Source organism: Leifsonia sp. Ger2509, from assembly GCF_055231915.1.
Window position 1 is genome coordinate 933661 of sequence record NZ_JBUYVB010000003.1, and the last position, 22160, is coordinate 955820.

Genomic DNA, 22160 nt, shown 5'->3' on the forward strand with positions numbered 1-22160 from the left:
ACGCGCGGTCGCCTACCCGTCCGCACCGGCCTTGGCGCGGTAGGTGCGCGCTTTCTGGCGGTTGCCGCACACGCCCATGCTGCACCAGGTACGCGAACCGTTCTTCGAGCGGTCGTAGAACGCCCAGCGGCAGTCCTCCGCGGCGCACAGTTTCACGCGTCCCATCGAGCCCTGGATGCTCAGCACCACCGAGGAGGCGACCGCTGCTTCGGCGGCTGTGCGCGCCCGCAGCGCGACTCCGCGCTCCCCGCAGGTCGTCTCGAGTTCGAGGCTGGGAAGCGACGGCGTGCCGCCCTCGAGGAACGACCGGAGGGAATCCCGGACCGAGCGGGTCTCGATCCGGTCCCCGGGAAGAACGTCGTGCCCGGCGCACCAGGCACCGAATGCCTCGCCGTCGTCGAGCACGTCCGTGCCCTCCTCGACGTCGAGCGTGTTGAGGAACGCTACGAGCAGATCGGCGCCGAGAACGGGCTCCGGCGCTTCGGTCTCCGGCTTGTCGGTCGCGACGTCGGTGGGCTCCGTCTCGGCCAGTGCATTCCTACGCATATAACCATTGTAACCCCATAGCGGGTTACGCTACGATGTAACTAGTAAAAATAGTTTGCAGGTTACATCGTCGTAGGAGGACACCATGCATCCGCTCGCACTCTGGCTGATCAGCACCGCGCAGTTCCGGGAACGCGACAACGAAGACCGCCTGATGCGACGGCAGCGCGACGCCCGCGAACACGAGATCGAGGTCGCGCGCGATGGGCGCTGGGCCGCCGCGATGCGGCACTGGGCGGAACAGGACACGGCGGCAGGCGCCGCACCGGCCCCATCCAATCCGACCGGCGCCTCGGCCGCTCTGAGCTGCGCAACCGCCTGAGCGAACGCCCGCGGGTCAGACGACCACGTAGACCTCGGGCTCGTGGCCGACCGGGAAGTTCACGGAAGCGGCGATGAAGCACTTCTCCGCCGCTTCCTCGTGGATGGCCCTGGCCGCCTCGACCATGCTCTCATCGAGGACCGTCACCCGCGGCCGCAGCGTGGCACTCGTGAAGTGGCCGCCGCCGTTCCCGGTCTCCTCCATCACGCCGGTGGCCTCGTCCGAGTATGCGACCACCACGACCCCGTGGTTCGTCGCCACATGCAGGTAGCTGAGCATGTGGCACTGGCTGAGGGCACTCAGCAGCAGCTCCTCCGGATTCCAGCGGTCACGGTCGCCGAAGAACACGCGATCCGATGAACCGTCGATATCGTGCTTGCCCTCCGCGGACAGGACGTGGTCGCGACCGTACGCGCGGTAACCGCTCGTACCGGTGCCGCGATTACCCGTCCACTCGACCGAGACTGCGTAGCCGTGTTCGCTGTTCATCCTTCGATTCTGTCAGCAGCGCACGGCTCGCGCCGCACTCGGCGCAGCCGATCGGGCCGGGCTAAACTTGGCCCATCATGACTGAAACGCTGAGCACCACTGCGTCCCCGAACGCCCCCGTCGCCTCCATTCCTCAGGAACGCCGCATCGTCACCGCCATCCCGGGACCCCGGTCGCAGGCACTGCACGAACGTCGCCTCGCCGTCGTCCCGGCAGGCGTCTCGTCCGTCCTCCCCGTCTACATCGCGAAAGCCAACGGCGCCATCCTCGTCGACGTCGACGGCAACCAGTTCGTCGACTTCGGGGCAGGGATCGGCGTCACCACCATCGGCCACACCGAGAAGGCCGTCGTCGAGGCTGCAGCGTCGCAGCTGCAGGACGTCATCCACACCCTCTTCACGGTCACGCCGTACGAGGAATACGTGCGCGTCGCCGAACTCCTCGCCGAGCACACCCCCGGCGACCACGCGAAGAAGACGGTCCTGGTCAACTCGGGTGCGGAAGCCGTCGAGAACGGCGTCAAGATCGCGCGCAAGCACACCGGCCGCCGCGGCGTCGCCGTGCTCGACCACGCGTACCACGGGCGCACCAACCTCACTATGGCCATGAACTTCAAGGCCATGCCGTACGCCACCGGGTTCGGTCCGTTCGCCGGCGACGTCTTCCACGCGCCGAGCTCGTACCCCTACCACGACGGCCTCAGCGGCCCGGAGGCGGCCGCACGCACGATCGCGTACCTCGAGAAGATCGTCGGAGCATCCGACCTCGCCTGCCTCGTCGTCGAGCCCATCCAGGGCGAAGGCGGCTTCATGGTGCCGGCCGACGGCTACCTGCCTGCGCTGCAGGAGTGGTGCACCGCGAACGGTGTCGTCTTCATCGCCGACGAGATCCAGAGCGGGATGGCGCGCACCGGCGCCTACTACGCGAGCGAGCACTTCGGGCTGGTCCCCGACCTCGTGCTGAGCGCCAAGGGGATCGCGGGCGGGCTCCCGCTCGCCGCCGTCACCGGCCGCGCAGAGATCATGGACTCCGCCCACCCCGGGGGCCTGGGCGGAACGTTCGGCGGCAACCCCGTCGCCGCCGCCGCAGCCGTCGCCGTGTTCGAGGAGATCGAGCGCAGCGACCTGCTCGCCGAAGGGCGCCGCATCGAAGCAGCACTCAAGCCGGCCCTCCTGGACCTCCAGCAGAAGTACGACATCATCGGCGACGTCCGCGGGATCGGCGCGATGCTCGCGATCGAGCTCGTGCAGCCGGGCACCGGATCCACGACGAAGGAGCCGAACGCTGCAGCGGTCAACGCGATCGCGACGTACGCGGCGCAGCACGGCCTGCTCATCCTCACCGCCGGCACGTACGGGAACGTCCTGCGCTTCCTGCCGAGTCTCGCGGTCACGGACGAACTGATCGCCGACGCGGTGTCGGTCCTCGACGACGCCTTCGCCGCCCTGTGACGCAGGGAACGGCTCCGCTCGGCACCTTCAGCGGTGCCGACGCGGTCGAACTCGCGGTCATCGAGCGGGGCGGCTTCGCTGAATCCCGGCACCTCGGGTCGGCGATCGTGCTCGGACCGGACGGATCGGTCATCCGCTCGCTGGGCGACCCTGCCGCGCTCATCCTGCCCCGGTCGAGCATGAAGCCGTTCCAGGCGATCGCGGTCATGGGGGCCGGCGTCGCACTCGACGGCCCGGCTGCCGCACTCGCGACCGCCAGTCACGGTGGAACTCCGGCCCACCTGTCGGTCGTACGGGGACTCCTCGCACAGGCGCAGTTGCCGGAGACCGCGCTGCAGTGCCCCGCCGACTGGCCGCTCGATTCCGGTGCGCGCCAGACCCTCATCCGCGCCGGCGAGACCAAGCAGCCCCTCTTCATGAACTGCTCGGGCAAACACGCCGCCATGCTGCTCGCCTGCGTGGCGAACGGATGGGCGACCGACACGTACCTGGACCCGCAGCACCCGCTGCAGGTGCGCATCCGCGAGACGGTCGAACGCCTGACCGGCGAGAAAGCCGCCGCGATGGCCGTGGACGGATGCGGCGCGCCCGTCTACGCGATGTCGCTGGAGGCGCTCGCCCGGGGCATCCACCGGATCGCGACCGCATCCACCGGTTCGCCGTTCGCGCTCTACCGCAACGCCGCCATCCTGCGCAACGCGGTCCTCGCCGACGGCTGGGCCATCGACGGCCCCGGCCGCGCGAACACGGTGGTCATCGACCGGCTCGGCGTCTTCGCGAAGCTGGGCGCCGAGGGCGTCATGGTGATGGCCGCGGCCGACGGCACGACCGTCGCGCTCAAGGTGCTCGACGGGAGCCTGCGTGCGGCCTCGATCGTCGCGCTGCGCCTGCTCGCCGATGCAGGCGCCGTCGCTGCGGCGGACGTGGATGCGCTCGAACCCGACCTCGATCTCGCCGTGCTCGGTGGAGGCGTTCCTGTCGGTTCGATCCGGGTGACCTACCCGGCCTGATTCCGCTGTCCCCGACGTGGCCCGGCGCGAAAGCGACCGGGCCACGCGGTTGGGGGCTCAGCGGATGCGCGCGAGCCGTCTGGCACGCGCGGCGGCGGTGATCTGCGTGATCAGTACGACGAGGATCGTCAGGATGAACACCGCGGAGGCGATCACGTTCGCCTGCGCGGGGATGCCGCGCGACGCAGCGATGTAGATGTACATCGGGAACGTCGTCACAGCGCCCGCGTTGAAGTTCGTGATGATGAAGTCGTCGAAACTGAGCGAGAACGAGAGCAGCGCCGCCGCCAGGATCCCCGGGAGCAGCAGCGGGAAGGTGATGCGCCAGAACACCGCGTTGGGCGAACCGTAGAGGTCGCGCCCGGCCTCCTCCAGCGCCGGATCGAGGCTCGCCACACGCGCCTTCACGGTCACGACCACGAAGCTGATGCAGAACATGACGTGCGCGATGATGATCGTCCCGAAGCCCTTGTTCACGGCCAGGCTGAGGAACTGGGCCGCCAGCCCTGCACCGAGCACGACTTCCGGGCTCGCCATCGGCAGGAAGAGCAGCAGGCTCGTCTGCGAGCGGAACCGGAAACGGTAGCGCATGAGAGCGATCGCGATCATGGTGCCGAGCACCGTGGCGACCACCGTCGACACGATGCCGATCACGATGCTCGCTGCGAACGCGTCGCAGATGCCCGGCGCATCGCAGACGTTGGTCCAATTGTGGAGCGTGAACCCGCGCCAGGCGATGTTGTTCTTGAGCGCCGCGTTGAACGAGAAGATGAAGGTGTAGACGATCGGGATGAGCAGGAAGGCCAGCGCGAGCACGGAATACGTGGCGAGGCCCAGTCCGCGGAACCGGAAACGTGTGCGCTTCACAGCAGGTCCTCCGTTCCGCTCCGCTTCACGTAGAAGCCGACGATCACCAGGATGACCGCCATGAGGATCACAGACATGGCCGCCGCCGCAGGGTAGTTCTGCAGCACGAGGAAGTTGCTCTCGATGACGTTGCCCATCATCGAGGTGTCCGCGCTCCCCAGGAAGTCCTGCGACGCGTTGATGTAGTCGCCGGCCGCCGGGATGAACGTCAGGAGCGTGCCCGAGACGATGCCGGGCATCGACAGCGGGATGGTGATCTTGCGGAACGTCGTGAAGGCGCCGGCGTACAGATCGTTGCCCGCTTCGAGCAGCCGGGTGTCGAGCCGTTCGAGCGTCGAGTAGAGCGGGAGCGTCATGAACGGAATGAAGTTGTAGGTCAAACCGAAGATCACCGAGAACGGGGTGCCCGTGAGATGGGCTTCGGGCGGCAGGATCGACAGCGCCTTCAGCGAGCTGGTGAACCACGAGTCGTCGGAGAGCAGCTGCTTCCACGCGAGCGTGCGCAGCAGGAAGCTGATGAAGAACGGCGCGATGACGAGGGTCATCAGCAGGTTCTGCAGCAACGGGAACCGCCGCACCTTGACGCCGATGAAGTACGCCAGCGGATAGCTGATGAGCAGGGCGCACACGGTGGCGATGAGCGCGTAGCCGAACGAGCGGATGATCTGCGGCCAGTACTCGGAGATCGCATCCGTGTAGTTCTGCCACTGGAACGCGGCCTGGTACTGCCCGATGTCGCCGCCTTCGACCGGGGCCTGGAACGACGTGATGATCAGCGAGACGAGCGGGGTGAGGAAGAACAGGATCAGGTACAGCACGCCCGGCAGAAGGAGGACGAGCGCGATCCCGCTCTTGCGGCGCTGCGCTGGCTCCTGGGCCGGAGCCGCCGTCGTGAAGGCGGCGAGCGCCACGTCAGGCCTCCTCGAGCTCGGAGAGGAGCCGCTCCCGCGTCTGCGCCGCGATCATCGCCGTGTCCGCATCCTCAGTGAAGGTGCCCTCCGGCGCGTCGGCAGGCGCGTCGTCGGCCAGCACGAAGGTGTGCTCGGCATCCCAGGACACCCACACCTCGCTGCCGAGAGCCACCACGGGTCCTGACGCCATGTTCTGGGCGAACACGACGATCGTTCCCGCGCCGGGCACGTCCACCAGGTACTGGGTGCTGACGCCGCTGAAGGAGACATCGATGACCCGGCCGGGTCCGAGCTGGTTGCGACCGCTCGGGATGCTCGCCTCCGTCGGGTGCAGCGACAGCTTCTCGGGCCGGACCCCGGCCGTGACCCTGCCCTGCTGGCGCTGGGCACGGCTCTTCGGGACCACGAGGCGGTGCCCGGCGATGTCCAGGGAGATCGTCGTGCCGCCGTCGTCGCGGACCTGGCCGACGAAGAGGTTGGACTGGCCGAGGAAGTTCGCGACGAACACGGTGGAGGGCTTCTCGTACAGCACCTCGGGCGAGCCCATCTGCTCGATGGCACCCTTGTTCATGACCGCGACCGTGTCGGCCATGGTCATGGCCTCCTCCTGATCGTGGGTCACGTGGACGAAAGTGAGCCCGACCTCGGTCTGGATCGACTTCAGCTCGAGCTGCATCTGGCGGCGGAGCTTCAGGTCGAGCGCTCCGAGCGGCTCGTCGAGCAGCAGGAGAGCGGGTCGGTTGACCACTGCGCGGGCGAGGGCGACGCGCTGCTGCTGGCCTCCCGAGAGCTGGGCCGGCCGGCGGGCGGCGAGGTGGTCGAGCTCGACCAGCCGCAGCGCCTCGTGCGCACGCGCGACCGGGTCGGCCATCCTCCGCCTGCGCAGTCCGAAGGCGACGTTCTCGAGGATCGTCATGTGAGGGAAGAGGGCATAGCTCTGGAAGACGGTGTTCACCGGCCGCTGGAACGGCTTCGTCGACGTCACATCCTTGCCACCGATGAGGATGCTGCCCGCCGTCAGCTCTTCGAGTCCCGCGACGAGCCGCAGGGTCGTCGTCTTGCCGCAGCCGGACGGCCCGAGCAGGGCGAAGAACGAACCGGCAGGAACGGTGAGGTCGAGATTCTCGATCGCCGTGAAACCCGGAAACCGCTTGGTGATTCCGACCAGCTGCAGATCGGCGCCGGACTCGGCGAATTCTCCCCTGGCCATCAGGCGCCCAGGATCACCTTCTGGAAGGCCGCCTGGTACTTCTGCTCCTCCGCCGGAGTGAGCGAGCGGAAGATGTGGGCATTCGAGAGCGTCGTGTCGTCGGGGAAGATCAGCTGGTTGTCCGCGAGGGCGGGGTCGATCTTGACCGCCTCGTCCTTGGCTCCGACAACCGGGGTGATGTAGTTCACCCAGGCAGCGACCTCCGCAGCCACAGCCGGCTCGTAGTAGTAGTTGATGAGTTCTTCGGCGTTCGACTTGCGCGGCGATCCGATCGGGATCACGAAGTTGTCGCTCCACAGCGTTCCGCCGGCCTCCGGCAGCGCGAACTCCCAGTTGTCCCCGGCTTCGGCGTTCAGCTGGGTGATGTCGCCCGACCAGCAGATCGCGGCGAGCGTATCGCCGCTCTTGAGGTCGTTCAGGTAGGAGTTGCCCTTGATGTTGCGCACCTGCCCGTCGCTCACCTCCTTGGTGAGCTTGTCGATCGCCTTCATGTACTGGTCGTCGGTGAAGCTCTTCGAGATGTCCACGCCCTGCTGCAGCATGATCAGTCCCATCGTGTCGCGCATCTCACTGAGGACGCCCACCTTGCCGGAGAGGCTCGAGTCCCAGAGGTCATCGACGGACTTGAGGCCGTTGGGAATCTTCTTCTTGTTCCAGCAGATCCCGGCGAACCCGCTCTGCCACGGCAACGACTTCTTTCGGCCGGGGTCGAAGTCGGCGTCGGCGAGCGCCGGGGTGAGGTTCTTCTTGTTCGGGATCTTCGCCTCGTCGAAGGTCTGCACGTAGCCGAAACGGATGAGCCGGGCGATCATCCAGTCGGTCAGGCAGACGGTGTCGGCGCCGATGTCCTTGCCGAGCGCCAGCTGGTCCTTGACCTTGGCGTAGTAGGTGTTGTTGTCGTCGACGGCGACGTCGTACTTCACCGTGAGCCCCGACTGCTTCTGGAACGCCTCGAGTGTGGGGTATTTGCCGCTGTCGTCCTGGTCGAGGTACGCCTGCCAGTTCGCCCACGTGAGGGTCTTGTCGGTCGACGACTGGTCCTTGGCCGCTTTTGGCTTGTTCGCGGCGCCTCCGGTCGAGCACGCGGCGAGCGCGAGGGCTGCGGCACCGGCACCAGCGCCGGCGAGCATGCCGCGCCGAGTGACCTGGGATCGACGTGCGTGCTGGATGAGGCTCTGGATCATCGGGTCCTGGGGCAGCTGCCTCGAGTTCACGTAGGTGCTCCTTCGATATACGACACTAGGGTTGCGTATTCCCGCGACGTCGCGGTGGATCGATCCTGCCACAGGCATACGCTCGAGCGCAGCACTGAATGGGGAAATCGACCATTTGGAAACATAAACTTTACGAAATCAGCACCGAAGCGCACGTTCGCCGGTCGAAATCGTTGGTCGGACGGTTTACGCTGGTTTCAGCCGAACGGTCATCGAAGATGTGTTAGGAGCACCATGAAGGTCGCGATCCCCCGCGAAATCAAGAACAACGAGTTCCGGGTGGCGATCACCCCGGCTGGGGTCCACGACCTCGTCGGAAACGGCCATGAAGTGTTCGTCGAGACAGGCGCCGGCATCGGGTCATCGATCCCCGACGAGGCGTACGCGTCGGCCGGTGCGACGATCCTTCCCGACGCGGAGAGCACCTGGGAGAGCGCGGAGCTGCTGCTCAAGGTCAAGGAGCCGATCGAGTCCGAGTACCGGTTCTTCCGGCCCGACCTCGTGCTCTTCACCTACCTTCACCTGGCTGCAGAGGAGGCACTCACCCGCGCCCTCCTCGAGGCCGGTGTGACGGCCATCGCGTACGAGACGGTGCAGCTGCCGAACCGCGCGCTCCCCCTCCTGGCTCCGATGAGCGAGGTGGCAGGACGCCTCGCCCCCATCGTCGGCGCGAACACGATGATGAAGCCCAACGGCGGCCCCGGCCTGCTGGTCCCCGGTGTCCCTGGAACGCATCCGGCGATCGTGACGGTGCTCGGCGGCGGCGTCGCCGGAACCAACGCGACCAGCGTCGCAGTCGGCCTCGGTGCCGAGGTGACGGTCCTCGACACCAACATCGCCCGGCTCCGCGAACTCGACGCCCTGTACGCCGGTCGCATCAAGACGATCGCCTCGAACAGCTTCGAGATCGACAAGGCCGTCGTGGCCTCCGACCTCGTGATCGGCTCGGTCCTCGTGCCCGGCGCGAAGGCGCCGAAGCTGGTCAGCAACGAACTGGTATCGCGGATGAAGCCGGGAAGCGTACTCGTCGACATCGCCGTCGACCAGGGCGGATGCTTCGCCGACTCGCACCCGACGACCCACACCGACCCGACATTCACCGTCCACCAGTCGCTGTTCTACTGCGTCGCCAACATGCCGGGCGCCGTTCCGCACACCTCGACGTACGCGCTCACCAACGCGACCCTCCCCTACGCACGGGCGCTGGCGAACCGTGGCTGGCGCGAAGCGCTCTCGGCGGACCCGTCGCTCGCCCTCGGGCTCAACACCCACGCGGGCATCGTGACCAACGACGCCGTCGCGGCAGGCCACGGGCTCACCGCGGGAACCGTCGGCTCGGCGATCGCGGGCTGACGGAACAGGAGCGCTGGATCGGCGATCAGTTCACGTCGAAGTACTGGTCGCCGATCTCCACGCGCGTGCCCCGCGCGACCCTGTACCGTCGCCCGGGCTCGAACTGGCGAACCACCCCGCCCGGCGGCCGGACGATGGTGCCGTTGCCCGAGTAGCGGTCGCACAGCCAGAGCTCGTCACCCTCGAGACCGAATTCGAGATGGGTCTTCGACACCGAACGGGTGGGGTCGTTGATCGCGACGAGCTGGTCGAACGCCTCCCCCGGCTGCGCGATCGGGCGACGCCCGAGCAGGCCGCCTCCGCTCACGCGGACGGCCTCGCCCGTGCTGAACGAGAGTGTGAAGGCGACGTGGGATCCGACCGGTTCCGCCGGTTCGGCTTCGCGTTCGGATGGCGGATCGAGTACCGGCGCCGACTCGATCGACACCACCTCCGCCGCGGAGCCGGGTACGCCGGATGCGTCGTCCGCTCCGGGGAATCTGCCGACGACGGCCGGCTTCGGGAGCGGTTCCACGATGCTCGTGTCCGATGGACGCGGGTCGGCGACAGCCGGCGGACGCACGCGAGTCGCCGTCACCGAACTCCCGCACTCCCCGCAGAAGAGCGCTCCCTCGGGCAGCTCGCTGCCGCACACCCTGCAATTCACTATCGACGCCTCCGGACCTTGCGCTTGCGGCTGACTCCGAGCGACCGCAGCGAGATGAGTGCCACGAACCTGCGCCAGCGGCTCTGGCGTCTGGCCAGTGCGTGTCGCAGTTCGTCTACGGCACGCCACACTGTATCGGCTTCGAGCGGGGTGGGCGCGATGGGGCTGAACACCGCACGATCGGCCACCGAGGCCAGCGCGGATGCCCGGGAACCGCCGATGGTCCGTGCGAACTCGGTTCGCGTCGCCGACGGCGGCGGATCGTAGCCATGGTCGATCGCGGCGTCGGCGAACTCGCGCCAGCCTCCGCAGATCCGGTCGACCGAGGTGAGCGCGGTGCGTCGCAGGGTCCGCCTGCGCCACTTGGCGCCGATAACGGCGAGGAAGGGGGCCGAGACGACCGCGATTCCCAGCAGCGACCACCCCACGATCGTGAGAACGGCCAGGATCGCGGCCAGCAGGGGATCGGGGCTGTTCTGGTCGGTGTTGTCCACCTGCGCCTGGGGAGGCACGTCGCGCTGGCTCTGGGTGTCGTCCACCGGCGGGAGGACGTTGGTCTGCGGGCGGGAGATCTGCGTCGGGGTCTCCGGCTGCTTCGGCGGAATAGGGCGGATCGGCGGCGTCGGGTCGACCGTGACCCAGCCGGCGGCACGCGTCTGCACTTCGATCCACGCCGAGATGTCCGCGCCGGTCAGTGCCACCGGACCCGTGGTCGTGCCGGCCGGTGCGACGAAGCCGACCACCACCCGTGCGGGAAAGCCCAGCTGCCGCGCCATGAGTGCGGCGGTGACCGCGTACTGTTCCTGGTCGCCCACCATCGGGTCGTCGGTGAGGAGCTGCGTGATCCTGTCTGCACCGTGGCCGGACCGGCTCACCGGCTCGTTCGGGCCGATACCGTGACTGATGTAGCCATCCGTCTGGAGACCTTTGAGCGCCGCCGCCAGCTTCGCACCGGCGGTGTTCTGTGTCGATGAATACTTCTGAAGCGTCTGGGTGAGCTCATCGGGAACGACGCCGGGCTTCGGCACCGAGGCGGTCCCGGGTTCGGCATCGGCGAGCTCGGCCGGTGTGAACTGCGGCTTGACGACCGCATCGAGCGTGTACGAGTCGCCCGCCCGCAGCCCCCGGGTCACCGCTCCCGTCCCCGACGTGTCGTTGTAGTAGAACGACCCGGCGAGGGCCTCAGCGTCGCCGCTCGTGAACGTGATCTGCTGCAGTTGCCCGCTGCCCGGCACCCAGACGCCCGAATATCCGTTGACGGTGACGGTGATCGCGTGCTTCGTTCCGTTGACGCCCGACTGCTCGAGGCGGTACGGCACCCTGGTGAACGACCCGGAGGAACTCGAGACCTGGTCGGTCCCTACCGAGTAGACGATCCCGTCGTATGTGTCGAGCGTGGCGATCCGGATGCGGTGGTCGGCCGGCAGTCCCGTCACGGTCAGCATCGGCTGGTCGGACTCTGCGGGTTCCAGATAATTGCGGAAGCCGCTGAGCGGGCTCGCGTAGTCGCGAGGGTCGAACGGCTGCTCGATCGCCGTCCGCACCACCTGACGTTCGCTGTGCGCCGGGAGCACGATGGCGGCGGCCGTTCCGGCCACGCCAGCGACGACGAGGATGACCGCGGCGCCGACGATCGTGCGCGCACCTGCGAACCGGCGCTCTCGCGGCGTCTCCACGAGCACGCCGGTGTGCTCGGCCAGGAGACCGATCGAGACCGATCTCCGCTGCCAGCGGAACCAGATCTGCCAGACGAGGAGGATGGCCATCAGCCCGAGCGTCAGCCCGATCGGAAGCGATGACGAACCGGGGCCCAGGAGGATCCCGGCGGCGAGCAGCAGCACCGGCGGAACCGCGGCGAGCTCACCGTGCTTCGCCCGCAGGGCGACGGTCAGGCCTATCACGATCGACAGGAGGATGAGGATGAACGCCGGCACCAGCAGCGCCTGGTACGACCCGACAGGCAGAGAGATCGTGACGAGCTGTTTCCAGCTCTCCCAGGTCGCGGTCACGAGCGTCGCGAGGCCCGATCCGGTCGGCAGGACGCCCCCGGTCGCCTCACTGGGGACGGCGAGGGGCACGCCGAGCAGCAAGTAGGCGGCGACCACGACACAGGCGACGACGATGCTCGGCCACCGGAAGAGCGCGCCGCACAGCGCGATCGCTGCGCCGACGGCCACCGTGACTGTCAGCATCGTGAAAAAGGCGACATCCTGGTAGATCGGCCAGAAGGACGCGGCAGCGAGCCCCGTCGTCACGATGGCGAGGACGGTGTTGATCACCACGAAACCGGCGCGTGTCCTGTTCATATCAGGCCGCCATCCGCTTCGCGAGGCTCTTCTGGAGGTCTTCCAGGTATCCGATCGTGAGCACGCTGAGTTCGGCGACCTGGCGCAGACGCGGGGTCGCCCCGGTGTCGCACACCACGGCGACGACGTCGACGCCGACGGGGAAGTGGGCGGATGCGGAGCGCAGCTGGGCGGGAGTGACCGCTGAGCCGCAGACCAGGAACGCGATCGAGGTGCCCGCTGCACCCTCGGCCGCGATCCGTGCGAGCTCGGGGACGCGCAGGGCGGAGTGGGCCGTCTCCACGGCCGAGAGGTCGTCGAGGAGCCTGCCGCGGTTCAGCGTCGAGATGCGGCGCACGGCGTGCACGACACGTTTGGCGAAGTCCGGCGTCTCCTCGCTGGCCACCACGGAGAGCGTGCGCGAATCGTGGATCGCCCGCACTCCGAGGGATGCCGTGGCGCTGACCGCGAGCTCGAACTCCTCAGCGGTCGCGTAGTCGTACTTCGAGAGGCTGAGCGCCACGAGGAGATGACTGCGCCGCGTCTCCTCGTACTGCCGCACCATGTAGCTGCCGGTCTTCGCGGTGCTCTTCCAGTGGATGTTGCGGCGCTCATCCCCCGGCACGTATTCGCGCAGGGCGTGGAACGCCACATCGCTCGCAGTGAGGTCGCGGGTCGGGGCACCTTCGAGGTCGCGGACGAAGCCCGTGCTCATGCTCGGGATCGCGATGGTGCGCGGGTGGACGAAGAGGTCGAGCGACTCCGCCCAGACGACTTCGCGCCGCAGGAGGCCGACCGGGTCGGCGCGGACCGTGCGAACCGGTCCGATCGGGATGATCCCCCGGCGCGATGTCGGCACCAGGAAGACGTCGCTGTGGCTGTCGCCGCGAGGAAGGGACGGGGCGGCGAATTCGGCCAGTCCGTTGCCGACGGGAACCTCGACACGGACGCCCGGGAGCCGCCTGCGGGTCGGGTTGGCGACGATCACCTCGCCGGGCGCCTTGTCGCCGACCACGACGCGGTTGCCGGGGAGGCCGAGCGTGACGTCGTAGGAGTTGCGGCCGGCAAGATAGAGCGTCGCGATGGCGATCATCACCAGCGCCGTCCACCCGACGACGACCGCTTCGACCCAGCCGAGCACGTACCCGGCGACGAGCGAGACGATACCCACGACGACGATCGACCAGCCGAGGGCGGTGATCACTCCGGTCAGCCAGGCCCAGGCGCGCGAGATCGCTGCTCCCGCCGCGCGGGTGACGCGGACGAGGGCGACGATGGCGTCCGCGAGCACGCCGTCGCGCGTGCCGACGATGCGGGCACGCGCATTGGTGAGCTCCGTCTGGGAGAGTTTCGCGGTGTTCGTCACACGGCGGGCCGATCGATCGGCGGGGCGGTCTCGATGAGGATCTGCGCGACCACGCTGGAGGTGGTCACCCCTTCGAACTCCGCCTCGGGGTCGAGGACGAGACGGTGGGCGAGCACCGGCTCGGCGAGGGCTTTCACATCGTCCGGCGTGACGTAGTAGCGGGCGTTCGCCGCAGCGAGCGTCTTGGATGCGCGCACGAGGGCGAGCGCGCCACGCACGCTGACGCCGAGGCGCACCTCGGTGGCCGTCCTGGTCGCGTCGACGAGGCGGGAGACATAGTCGTTGATCGAGGCGTCGACGTGCACCGACCTGGCGAGCGCGGCCATCTCGACGACCGTCGCGGCCGGCACGATTTCGGGGACGACGATCTCGTGCGCCTTGCGCTCCGACCCCTCGAGGATGCGGATGGTCGCCTCGTGATCGGGATAGCCGATCGACGCTTTCATGATGAACCGGTCCAGCTGCGCTTCGGGGAGGCGGTAGGTTCCCGCCTGCTCGATGGGGTTCTGGGTGGCGATGACCATGAACGGGCCGGCGACAGGATGGGTCACGCCGTCGACGGTCACCTGCCCCTCCTCCATGACCTCGAGGAGCGCGGACTGCGTCTTGGGGCTCGCCCGGTTGATCTCGTCCGCCAGCACGATGTTCGCGAACACCGGCCCGCGGTGGAACTCGAAGTTGCCTGTTCGCTGATCGTAGATATTGACGCCGGTGATGTCGCCGGGCAGCAGGTCGGGGGTGAACTGGACCCGGTTGCTCGTCCCGCGGACGCTCTGCGCGATCGCCCGTGCCAGCGACGTCTTGCCTGTGCCGGGGTAGTCCTCGAGCAGCAGGTGTCCCTCGCTGAAGAGAGCCGTGAGCGCGAGCCGGATGATGGCCGCCTTACCTAGAAGCACCTGGTCGACATTCGACACGAGGCGCTCGAACACGCCTGAGAACCAGGTCGCCTGCTCCGGCGTCATCGTCATGGTCGATTCTCTTTCGATCGTGCTCGTCTGCGGGGCACTGCTCATCGGCGGCGTTCCATTCATCAGTATGGCGGTCGAGGGACTATCCAAGGTCGGCACTCCTCCAGCTGTGTTCGTAAGCGATTCCGTCCGCCCCGACGTACACGGTGATCGTCGGATCGGTCTCGGTCGGGGTCACCGTGCACGTCGGGGTCTGGCCGACGGAGGGCATGTCCGTACGGGTGGCCCCGCCGTCGCAGCTGAACCGCACGTAGTCGTACGCGCCCGACGGCCAGCCCGTCCAGCTGAAGGACCGGGTCGTCGGATCGTAGCGCGCTCCGGAGAGCTGCGTGCTGACGGGGGTGCCGAGCGGTTTGGTGAACACGCCGCTGCAGAGCGGGTCCGCTCCCGGGTACAGGTCGCAGACCTGGACCTGGAGCGTCAGTGAGACCCCGTAGTGACGCGTACCGGCCGGTGCCAGCACGCCGCCGCTGAGACCGAGCTGGCCCGATTCGGACACGCCTGCACCGGTGAGCCAGTAGTTCACGACCGTTCCGTTGGTGCCCCCGCCCGCCCGATAGGTGACCCCGGTCAGCGAGAAGTCGAACAGTCCGGTGCCGTCGTCGGTCGGCGGCGCCGTGGTCTGCACATCCGTCGGTGTTCCGGGCGTGAGCCGCGGCACCGCCTGCACGATCGGGCCTGCGGTGCAGCCCTGACCGTTGTACGCGTAGACGATGAAGGAGTACGTGCGATTCGGTGTGAGGCCGCCGAAGTCGACCGAGGTTCCGTCGGTCACCGGCTTGAAGTGCGCGTCGAAGGTGTCGTGCGACAGCGTGGGCTGACCGTTCTCCACACCCGTGACCGTGCACGAGGGCGCATTGCCGCCCTGATAGACACCTGCGAAGTACGACGTTATCGCCCGTCCGTTGTCGGAGAAGACGCCGCCCCACGAGAAGGTCGCCGTGCTTCCGTCGCTGTTGTGCGGGGTGGCGACGGGCGTTGCTCCGGTCGCCAGTGGCGCGCCCGCCGGAGCCCCACTGCCCGTCGATTGGTTCCAGCTGGTCCGCCCGGCATAGAAGTCGTTGCGCGACGCGATGGTGAACGGCACGCTCGACCCGTTCGCGATGCTCGCATCGGTCAGGTTGAGTGAGTACACAGTGCCCACCGCATCCTTGCCGGAGGCGGAGTACGAGGCTGTGGTGCCGCCGAGCGTCACGAGGTACGACGTGATCGGGCTCGCTCCCGGCGCGTCCGGCGGCTTGGTCCAGGTGAACCGCAGGCCGTGGTCGAGCGGAGTGGTCGACACATTCGAGGGCGCCGTCGGGACGAGGTCGGACCAGACGGCGTCGGTGTACGGGACGGGGTCGGAGAGACCGAGGCCGTTATGGGCCGCGACCGTGATGTGGACGGCGTTGTCCGGTCCGTTGCCCGGGGTCGGCACTGTGCACGTCGTGCTCACGCACGTCGTCGTGCCGAACACCTGGCCGTTATCGACCCGAGTCACGGTGAGGTCGTAGCCGACGATCGCCGAGTTGTTGAACGCTCCGGGAATCCACGAGAGGGTGAGTGCCCGATCGGCGAAGTTCGTGACCTGCACGTTCGAGACCGGTCCTGGGCGGTCCTGCACCGAGACGGTGACCGTCCCCCACGCGTAGCGATCCGGGTCGCCCGTCGCGTCGGCGACCTCGTACTGCAGCGTAGTATCGGCCGGCAGCGCCGTGGCCGCGACCGTGACGCTCAGAGTGGATTTGTCGGCGCTCGGCGCGATCGAGACACCGGCGGGGAGGTTCGCACTGTTCAGTCCTCGGACGCCGATGACCCTGAGCGGTTTGTCGGGGAACGGGTTCGTCGCGTTGTCGTTCGCGAGCACATCGACGCTGGTCGTCTTGCCTCTGGGGGCGATCACCTGGTCGGCCGCTGGGCTTGCGAGCGGCCGGGTGGACGGCACGACGTTGAGGTCGATCCGTCCGGCCTGGCCGGCATTGATCGCGTCCTTCACTCCGATGGAGATGGACGGATGCGCTCCCTTGGACGTGTCCGCATCGACCGCGATCGTGAGCTTCTGCCCGCTGAGGCTCAGCGCCACTCCCGCAGGCTTCGGATCCTGGATCGTGTAGACGAGTTCGTTCTGGTCCTTCGCGTACGGGTAGCTCGTGAGCTTCGTGAGGTTGATCGTCTTGGACTGGCCCGGCTCGAAGTCGATGAGGGCGCCGGTGAACACAGGCGGCTGGTTCTGGCGCGGTGTCACCGTTATGGGGAGCACGATCGTCGCGACGTTCGCGTTGGGGTCCGTGGCGCTCGAACCGTCCGTCACCTGGAAGGAGATGGAGGCCGTGCCGAAGTACCGGGCCTCGCTGGTGAACTGCAGGGTGTCGTTGTTCACGACGAGGTCGTCGCCGTTGGAGTGCGTCGCGCGCACCGTGGCGGCATCCGTCAGCTTGACCTTGCGGTCGCCGACCGCGACGATGTAGTCGTTCAGGTGGATGGTCAGCTGCTTCTCACTCGGAACGCTCAGCTTCGGTGCGCCGCGCTTGAGCTGCGGGAGCGCATCGTCGTAGCCGGGAACGCGCACGAACGCATAGGACGCGACGGACTCGTCGTCGGGGTGGGCGACCTTGAACGGGATGATCTGGCTCTTCGCGGTGATGGTGATGCGGATGCGCTTGTTGCTCGTCACCTCGGCGTTGTTGCCGTACCCCGGCACGACCGACAGCTTGAGGCTGCTGACCGGACCGTCGGCGAAGAAGACGTTGGCGAGCACGTTGACCGAGACGGTCCGCTTACCGAGGATGTCGGACAGGCCGAGCACGGTGTCGCTGGCGACCGGACGCGCGAGCGGCGCGTCCTTGCTCACCGTCACCCTGATGAAGTTCTCGCTCGTTCCGCCGCGTTCGTTCTGGATCGTGTAGATGAAGCTCGTGACGCCCTCGGTCTTCGGCGCCTTCACCGTCACGATGCTGCCGACGATCTTCGCCGTGGCCTTGCCGTCCAGCGAGGTGACCTTGGTGATCGAGAGCGGGCTGCCATCAGGGTCGGAGTCGTTGGCCAGCACCTGGATCGAGAGGGTCTTGCCCGGGCGGACCGTCACGTCGTCCTCGACAGCGACCGGGTTGCGCGCCCCGTCGATCCGCGGGGCGATGCCCACGCGGATGACGCCGGTCGCCCTGGCGCCCAGAGCATCCACCACGGCATACGTGAACGTGTCCGTTCCCGCCGAATACTCCCCCGCCTGGTAGTCCATCCAGTCGGGACCCGATGCGATGACCGCGCCCTTCTGCGGGTTGGTCTCCTGTCCGATGAGCTGGACGGAGTCGCCGTCCGGGTCGATCCCCGACAGAGGGATCGTGATGCGCACCGTGTCACCCGACAGAACGCGGGAGGTGACGGTCTTCGGCACCGGCGGGTTGTTCGTCGCCTCGTCCCGCTCGCGCACCGCGATGCTGACCTCGGCCGTCGCCCACTGGCCGCCCTCGCCGGTCACCCTGTACACCGCTGTGAAGTTACCCGGCTTCGACGGCGCCAGGTAGCGCAGCTGGTTGCCGGAGGCGAACAGGAGTCCTGCGCCCGACGGCAGCGGGGAGACGAGCGTCGGGTCCAGGGTGAGCGTGTCGCCGTCGGGCTGCACGTCGTTGGCCAGGACGGGAATGTCCGCCACGTCGCCGACCCGCACGGAGACAGTGTCCGGGTTCGCGATCGGCGGCTGGTGGATCGTCAGCGGCGGGAGCTGGACGACGGTCACCGTGCCCTCGGTCTCGGCGAGACCGTTGCTGATGCGGTAGTGGAAATTGATCGGCGCGTCCAGCGGGCGGTTGAGCGTGACACGGAGCAGGCGCTGGCCGAGGATCTCGACGCGGACCCCTGCACTCGGGGGCGGAGGGGTCGCGCCTGTGATCAGGAGCACCCCGCCGGACGGGTCGATGTCTGTCGCGAGGACGTCGACGGTCTGCGTCGTCTGCTCCCGGATGAACGCCGTGTGGGGCACGGCGATCGGCTGGGTCTTCGCGCCAGGAGGGGCTTTCACGTCGATCCGGATCGTCCCGGTGGCGGTGAGCACGCCGTCCGTGACTGCGTATTCGAGGTTGTGCGTACCGACCTGGTCGCTCGTGAAGCGGAAAGTACCGCCCTGGAAGTCGGGGGTTATCGTCGAGTCCGCCTTCGCCGGCACATTGCTCAGCCGGACCGTGCCGGTGCCTCCGCGCACGTGGAGGAGTGGCGAGACGGTCACCTCCTGGCCCTGGTAGGCGAGGACGGCGAATGGATCGGCGATGATCGGCACAGACCCCGGCGAGCGCACCGTCACCGAGAGGGTGCCCGTGCCGTCCGCCCGCGAGTCGGACACCACCAGTGCCACATCCTTGAGCGTGCCGCCCTGGCCCTTGTCCGAGTATGCGACGGAGCCCTGCGGAGTGAAGGTGACGGAATCCGGTGCGGGAACCGTGGCCGATGCGAGGAAGAACGCGTCGCCGTCGGGGTCGTAGCAGTTGCCGAGCACCTGGCTCGTCACCCGGCCGCCGGACTGGACGACCGCTTTGGCCGTCCGGGTGCACACCGGGGGCGAGTTCTCCGTTGGGAGGCGAACCGTCACGGTGACCGTGGCCGATGCGCTCCCGCCGTGGCCGTCGGAGATCGTGTACTGGAAGGAGATGCGGCCGGAGGCGTTCTCCGGGAGGGTGATCTGCAGGAGCTGGTCGCTGTTGACGAGTTCGACCGTTCCCTGCGCTGCGGGGATGCCGGTGAACGAATCGATGACCAGAACGTCGCCGTTGGGGTCGAAGTCGTTGAGGAGCACGGGAAGCGGCGTCGCGCGGCCCGGCCTCGCCCCGAACGAGTCGTTGACCGCGACCGGCGGTTGCTGGGCTTTCGTGTACTGCGGTGGAGTGTCCTGTTTGCTCTGGTCGACCTGCTCCTGGTTGTTCTTCTTCTGGACGAGCTGGTCCCAGTTGTTGATGACGGCGTTGCCGTGCTGCACCGCCCACGCCACGCCGGACTTCACGTCGTTCAGCACGACACGGGATCCGTTGGCTTTGAACGCGAAGGATGCGCCGGGCGGCACCTGCGCAAGAACCTGCGTCGTCCCCGGCGAGGCGTCGCTGCACGACGACCAGCTCGACCCGCCCGTCCAGGCGGCGTAGGTGCAGCCGCCGACCACGACGGGTGCGGCCGGCGCGCCGGTGCGGCCGCCGACTCGCACGGTAGGCGAGGAACCGTCCAGCGGAACCCGGATCAGACCGGTCGACGTCGCGATCGCCACACTGTCTCCCGCAGTGCTCGGCTGCTGGAGCACGGGGTCCGTCGACGCCCCCATGATGCCCGCGAGGTTCACGGCGCGTCCATGGAGATACAGGACGCGCCGGTCGGGGTCGAGAAGAGCCCAGTGGCCGGCGACCGTCGTGATCGTGTCGTTGACACCCTGGGCCGCCTGCGGGACCTTCTCCGTCGTGCTGACCGTGTCGTTGCCCGACGTGTCGATGCGGTGCACCACGCCCGTGTCCGGGAGGAAGGCGTAGAGCACGCCGGACGCATCCATGGTCGTCTTGGCAGCACCGCCGAGGTCGAGCGTGGGGGCCGCACCCGAATTGAAGTTGGAGAGGTCCCCGACCGTCGTGAGCCAGATCTGACCCGTCGCCTCCGACGCGATCGCCACCTGGTCGCCCGCCAGGTGGACGGATGGCTGCCGTGGCGGCAGCGGCATGCTCTTACCGGACTCGCTCGTCGCGGGGTCGACGACGGCGACGGTGTTGGACTCGGTGTCGACGAGCAGCACGTTGGTGCCGTCCTGGACGACATCGACGGTGCTCCCCGTGGACGGCACGACCGTGTTCAGGCTGTCGATCTCGGTGTTGGCCCGCCCGATCGCCTTCTTGGCGTCACTGGCCACCCAGACGGACGCGTCGCCGAGGTCCATCCGCTGGGCGCTGTAGCCGCTCGACACGACGGCCATCGTCGTCACCAGCGCGACGATCGCCGTACCGCTCGTCGCCGTTGCGACGAGCGACTTGTGCGCTGCGAGCCACGACCACCTCATGGGCCCGCGGACCGTTCGACGCATTTCTCCGCACTCGGCTGGCCTGTGCGTCCGTCGCGGTTCACGGTCACGGTCACGCAGACCCGCTCACCGGGTTTCGCATCGACGCGGAACTCGGTGCCGCGCTGGATGCTGGGCGGCGAATCCCCGACCGCCACCTGGTAGGCGTCGTCGGGCTGGAGGCCGGGGTCGCTCCAGCTGAACACGACCGTCCCCTGGGTGAGCTGCCCCGACAGGTCCCGCACGACGGGGATGTCCCCGCTCGCACCCACGCGGACCAGGACCAGGGTCGCCGTGATGGCGAGCGCCACGACCAGGACCGAGCACGCGACGATCGACAGCACGAGGGCGCGGGACCAGCGCGACGGCTGGGGGGCCGGCGGCACGTCGGAACTGCCGAGGCTCTCACGCACGATGGTGCCCGCCGGAGCGCGTCCGGTGGATGCTCCCCCACCCGATCGGCGCCGGCGCACGTTCGCCGACGGATCGACGCTCACCACACCCTTGATCCGGGTGCGATCCTCCGGATCGGCCGCGGTCGCGAGCGCCCAGTCGTCCATGGCGACCTCGATCGGCGTCTGCGCGAGCCCGAGCTCCGCCTCGACCGCCTGCAGTTCCCGGATCAGCTCGAGCACCGTGTGCTGCCGGGAGTTGGGCTTCTTTGACATGGCCCGCTCCAGCACCGCGACAAGCCGCGGCGGCACATCCGCCCGGTCGATCGGCTGGGGCCGGCCGCGCGTTATACGGGAGATCAGCTCGGCGGACGTGTTCTCCTTGCCGGGGACCTCGAAGGGCGAGCGACCCGCGAGCAGCGAGTAGATGGTCGCTCCGAGCGCCCAGATCTCACTGGCGATCGTGCCGGAGGTCTCGTCGAGCAGCACTTCGGGGGCCGACCAGGGGATGGAGAGCCCGATCGCCTCGGTGATGTCGGCCTCGCCCAGGGTGGCTGCGATGCCGAAGTCGCTGAGCACCGGATGCCCGTAGACGGTGGTCAGGATGTTGGACGGCTTGATATCACGGTGGAGCACGCCGGCCCGGTGGGCTGTCTCGACCGCACTGGCGATGCGGATGCCGATGCTCAGCACGCTGGGAACCGCCAGTGGCTCCGAGCGGTAGCGCTGGCCGATCGCTGCGGAGCAGAGCTCCATTACTAGGTAGGGACGGCCGTCGGCGGAGACGCTCGCCTGGTAGACGGTGAGGATCGACGGATGCGTGCTCAGCTGGGCCATGAGGTTCGCCTCGGCCTGGAACATCTGCCGCACCTGGCTGGTCACGACCTCGGCGAGCATGACCTTGACCGCGACCTGACGCCGGGGAAGGTTCTGCTCGTAGAGGAAGACATCGGCGAATCCGCCGGACCCGAGCACGCGGACATACGAGAATCCGGGGAGGTTCGGCGGCTGGGATGGCAAACGCCTGGCCATGTCGCCTCCCGTATGAAATCGTGCACTCCGCTAGGCAGTGCGGCCTCTGTCGGTGTCATCAAAACGCCCGCCGCCACGGGTTGAACGGCAAACG

16 protein-coding genes are annotated in these 22160 nt (G+C 68.1%); 4 read left to right on the plus strand and 12 right to left on the minus strand.

Going from position 1 to position 22160, the window contains the following annotated elements; translation table 11 throughout:
• Positions 1-12: 12 nt before the first annotated feature.
• Complete coding sequence (locus ACV7NN_RS04800; RefSeq protein WP_463348441.1) at positions 13-546, minus strand: CGNR zinc finger domain-containing protein; 534 nt, start codon at positions 544-546, stop codon at positions 13-15.
• A gap of 85 nt (positions 547-631) precedes the next feature.
• On the opposite strand from ACV7NN_RS04800, the gene ACV7NN_RS04805 reads away from it, so the two are divergent.
• The gene (locus ACV7NN_RS04805) at positions 632-868 is read left to right on the plus strand and encodes a hypothetical protein (RefSeq protein ID WP_463348442.1); all 237 of its coding nucleotides are present in this window, start codon (positions 632-634) and stop codon (positions 866-868) included.
• Between the two features lie 15 nt (positions 869-883).
• Here ACV7NN_RS04805 and ACV7NN_RS04810 read toward each other — a convergent pair whose 3' ends face one another.
• Positions 884-1357 carry an OsmC family protein gene (locus ACV7NN_RS04810; protein WP_463348443.1) on the minus strand — a complete coding sequence of 158 codons (474 nt, stop codon included), beginning with the start codon at positions 1355-1357 and terminating at the stop codon, positions 884-886.
• 77 nt (positions 1358-1434) lie between these two features.
• On the opposite strand from ACV7NN_RS04810, the gene gabT reads away from it, so the two are divergent.
• Together gabT and ACV7NN_RS04820 are read left to right on the plus strand one after the other, a co-directional pair.
• Positions 1435-2808: a 4-aminobutyrate--2-oxoglutarate transaminase gene (gene gabT / locus ACV7NN_RS04815; protein WP_463348444.1), complete on the plus strand. Its 1374-nt coding sequence runs from the start codon at positions 1435-1437 to the stop codon at positions 2806-2808.
• Positions 2805-3818 (plus strand): asparaginase, encoded by a 1014-nt coding sequence (locus ACV7NN_RS04820; RefSeq protein WP_463348445.1) that lies wholly within the window; start codon positions 2805-2807, stop codon positions 3816-3818. Before gabT ends, ACV7NN_RS04820 begins: the two co-directional genes overlap by 4 nt.
• Positions 3819-3875: 57 nt before the next feature.
• Here the strand turns inward: ACV7NN_RS04820 and ACV7NN_RS04825 are convergent, their stop codons facing one another.
• From ACV7NN_RS04825 to ACV7NN_RS04840, 4 genes are read right to left on the minus strand one after another with little or no spacing between them, the layout of a single operon-like run.
• The gene (locus tag ACV7NN_RS04825; RefSeq protein WP_463348446.1) at positions 3876-4685 is read right to left on the minus strand and encodes an ABC transporter permease; all 810 of its coding nucleotides are present in this window, start codon (positions 4683-4685) and stop codon (positions 3876-3878) included.
• A complete protein-coding gene (locus tag ACV7NN_RS04830; protein ID WP_463348447.1) occupies positions 4682-5596 on the minus strand; it encodes an ABC transporter permease in 915 nt (304 codons plus the stop codon). The genes ACV7NN_RS04825 and ACV7NN_RS04830 overlap by 4 nt, the downstream gene beginning before the upstream one ends.
• A gap of 1 nt (position 5597) precedes the next feature.
• Positions 5598-6806 (minus strand): ABC transporter ATP-binding protein, encoded by a 1209-nt coding sequence (locus ACV7NN_RS04835; protein WP_463348448.1) that lies wholly within the window; start codon positions 6804-6806, stop codon positions 5598-5600.
• Complete coding sequence (locus ACV7NN_RS04840) at positions 6806-7990, minus strand: ABC transporter substrate-binding protein (RefSeq protein ID WP_463351237.1); 1185 nt, start codon at positions 7988-7990, stop codon at positions 6806-6808. Before ACV7NN_RS04840 ends, ACV7NN_RS04835 begins: the two co-directional genes overlap by 1 nt.
• Before the next feature lie 264 nt (positions 7991-8254).
• Here ACV7NN_RS04840 and ald point away from each other — a divergent pair, with 264 nt between their 5' ends.
• Positions 8255-9373: an alanine dehydrogenase gene (gene ald / locus ACV7NN_RS04845; protein ID WP_463348449.1), complete on the plus strand. Its 1119-nt coding sequence runs from the start codon at positions 8255-8257 to the stop codon at positions 9371-9373.
• Between the two features lie 25 nt (positions 9374-9398).
• On the opposite strand, the gene ACV7NN_RS04850 is transcribed toward ald, so the two are convergent.
• From ACV7NN_RS04850 to ACV7NN_RS04875, 6 genes are all read right to left on the minus strand, one after another.
• The gene (locus tag ACV7NN_RS04850; RefSeq protein ID WP_463348450.1) at positions 9399-9950 is read right to left on the minus strand and encodes an FHA domain-containing protein; all 552 of its coding nucleotides are present in this window, start codon (positions 9948-9950) and stop codon (positions 9399-9401) included.
• A gap of 68 nt (positions 9951-10018) precedes the next feature.
• Positions 10019-12325, minus strand: a complete 2307-nt coding sequence (locus ACV7NN_RS04855; protein WP_463348451.1) for a DUF4129 domain-containing transglutaminase family protein — start codon at positions 12323-12325, stop codon at positions 10019-10021.
• Between the two features lies 1 nt (position 12326).
• Complete coding sequence (locus ACV7NN_RS04860; protein WP_463348452.1) at positions 12327-13670, minus strand: DUF58 domain-containing protein; 1344 nt, start codon at positions 13668-13670, stop codon at positions 12327-12329.
• Positions 13667-14638 (minus strand): AAA family ATPase, encoded by a 972-nt coding sequence (locus ACV7NN_RS04865; RefSeq protein ID WP_463351238.1) that lies wholly within the window; start codon positions 14636-14638, stop codon positions 13667-13669. Before ACV7NN_RS04865 ends, ACV7NN_RS04860 begins: the two co-directional genes overlap by 4 nt.
• Positions 14639-14720: 82 nt before the next feature.
• Positions 14721-20642, minus strand: coding sequence for an Ig-like domain-containing protein (locus tag ACV7NN_RS04870; protein WP_463348453.1), 5922 nt, complete (start codon positions 20640-20642; stop codon positions 14721-14723).
• Positions 20639-22066, minus strand: coding sequence for a serine/threonine-protein kinase (locus ACV7NN_RS04875; protein WP_463348454.1), 1428 nt, complete (start codon positions 22064-22066; stop codon positions 20639-20641). Before ACV7NN_RS04875 ends, ACV7NN_RS04870 begins: the two co-directional genes overlap by 4 nt.
• Positions 22067-22160: the final 94 nt, after the last annotated feature.

What these genes read in the sequence shown, in the direction of transcription:
- ACV7NN_RS04800 (WP_463348441.1), bottom strand. Translation starts at nt 546, where the DNA reads ATGCGTAGGAATGCACTGGCCGAGACGGAGCCCACCGACGTCGCGACC.
- ACV7NN_RS04835 (WP_463348448.1), bottom strand. Translation starts at nt 6,806, where the DNA reads ATGGCCAGGGGAGAATTCGCCGAGTCCGGCGCCGATCTGCAGCTGGTC.
- ACV7NN_RS04855 (WP_463348451.1), bottom strand. Translation starts at nt 12,325, where the DNA reads ATGAACAGGACACGCGCCGGTTTCGTGGTGATCAACACCGTCCTCGCC.
- ACV7NN_RS04870 (WP_463348453.1), bottom strand. Translation starts at nt 20,642, where the DNA reads ATGAGGTGGTCGTGGCTCGCAGCGCACAAGTCGCTCGTCGCAACGGCG.
- ACV7NN_RS04810 (WP_463348443.1), bottom strand. Translation starts at nt 1,357, where the DNA reads ATGAACAGCGAACACGGCTACGCAGTCTCGGTCGAGTGGACGGGTAAT.
- ACV7NN_RS04865 (WP_463351238.1), bottom strand. Translation starts at nt 14,638, where the DNA reads ATGACGATGACGCCGGAGCAGGCGACCTGGTTCTCAGGCGTGTTCGAG.
- ACV7NN_RS04875 (WP_463348454.1), bottom strand. Translation starts at nt 22,066, where the DNA reads ATGGCCAGGCGTTTGCCATCCCAGCCGCCGAACCTCCCCGGATTCTCG.
- ald (WP_463348449.1), top strand. Translation starts at nt 8,255, where the DNA reads ATGAAGGTCGCGATCCCCCGCGAAATCAAGAACAACGAGTTCCGGGTG.
- ACV7NN_RS04840 (WP_463351237.1), bottom strand. Translation starts at nt 7,990, where the DNA reads ATGATCCAGAGCCTCATCCAGCACGCACGTCGATCCCAGGTCACTCGG.
- gabT (WP_463348444.1), top strand. Translation starts at nt 1,435, where the DNA reads ATGACTGAAACGCTGAGCACCACTGCGTCCCCGAACGCCCCCGTCGCC.
- ACV7NN_RS04805 (WP_463348442.1), top strand. Translation starts at nt 632, where the DNA reads ATGCATCCGCTCGCACTCTGGCTGATCAGCACCGCGCAGTTCCGGGAA.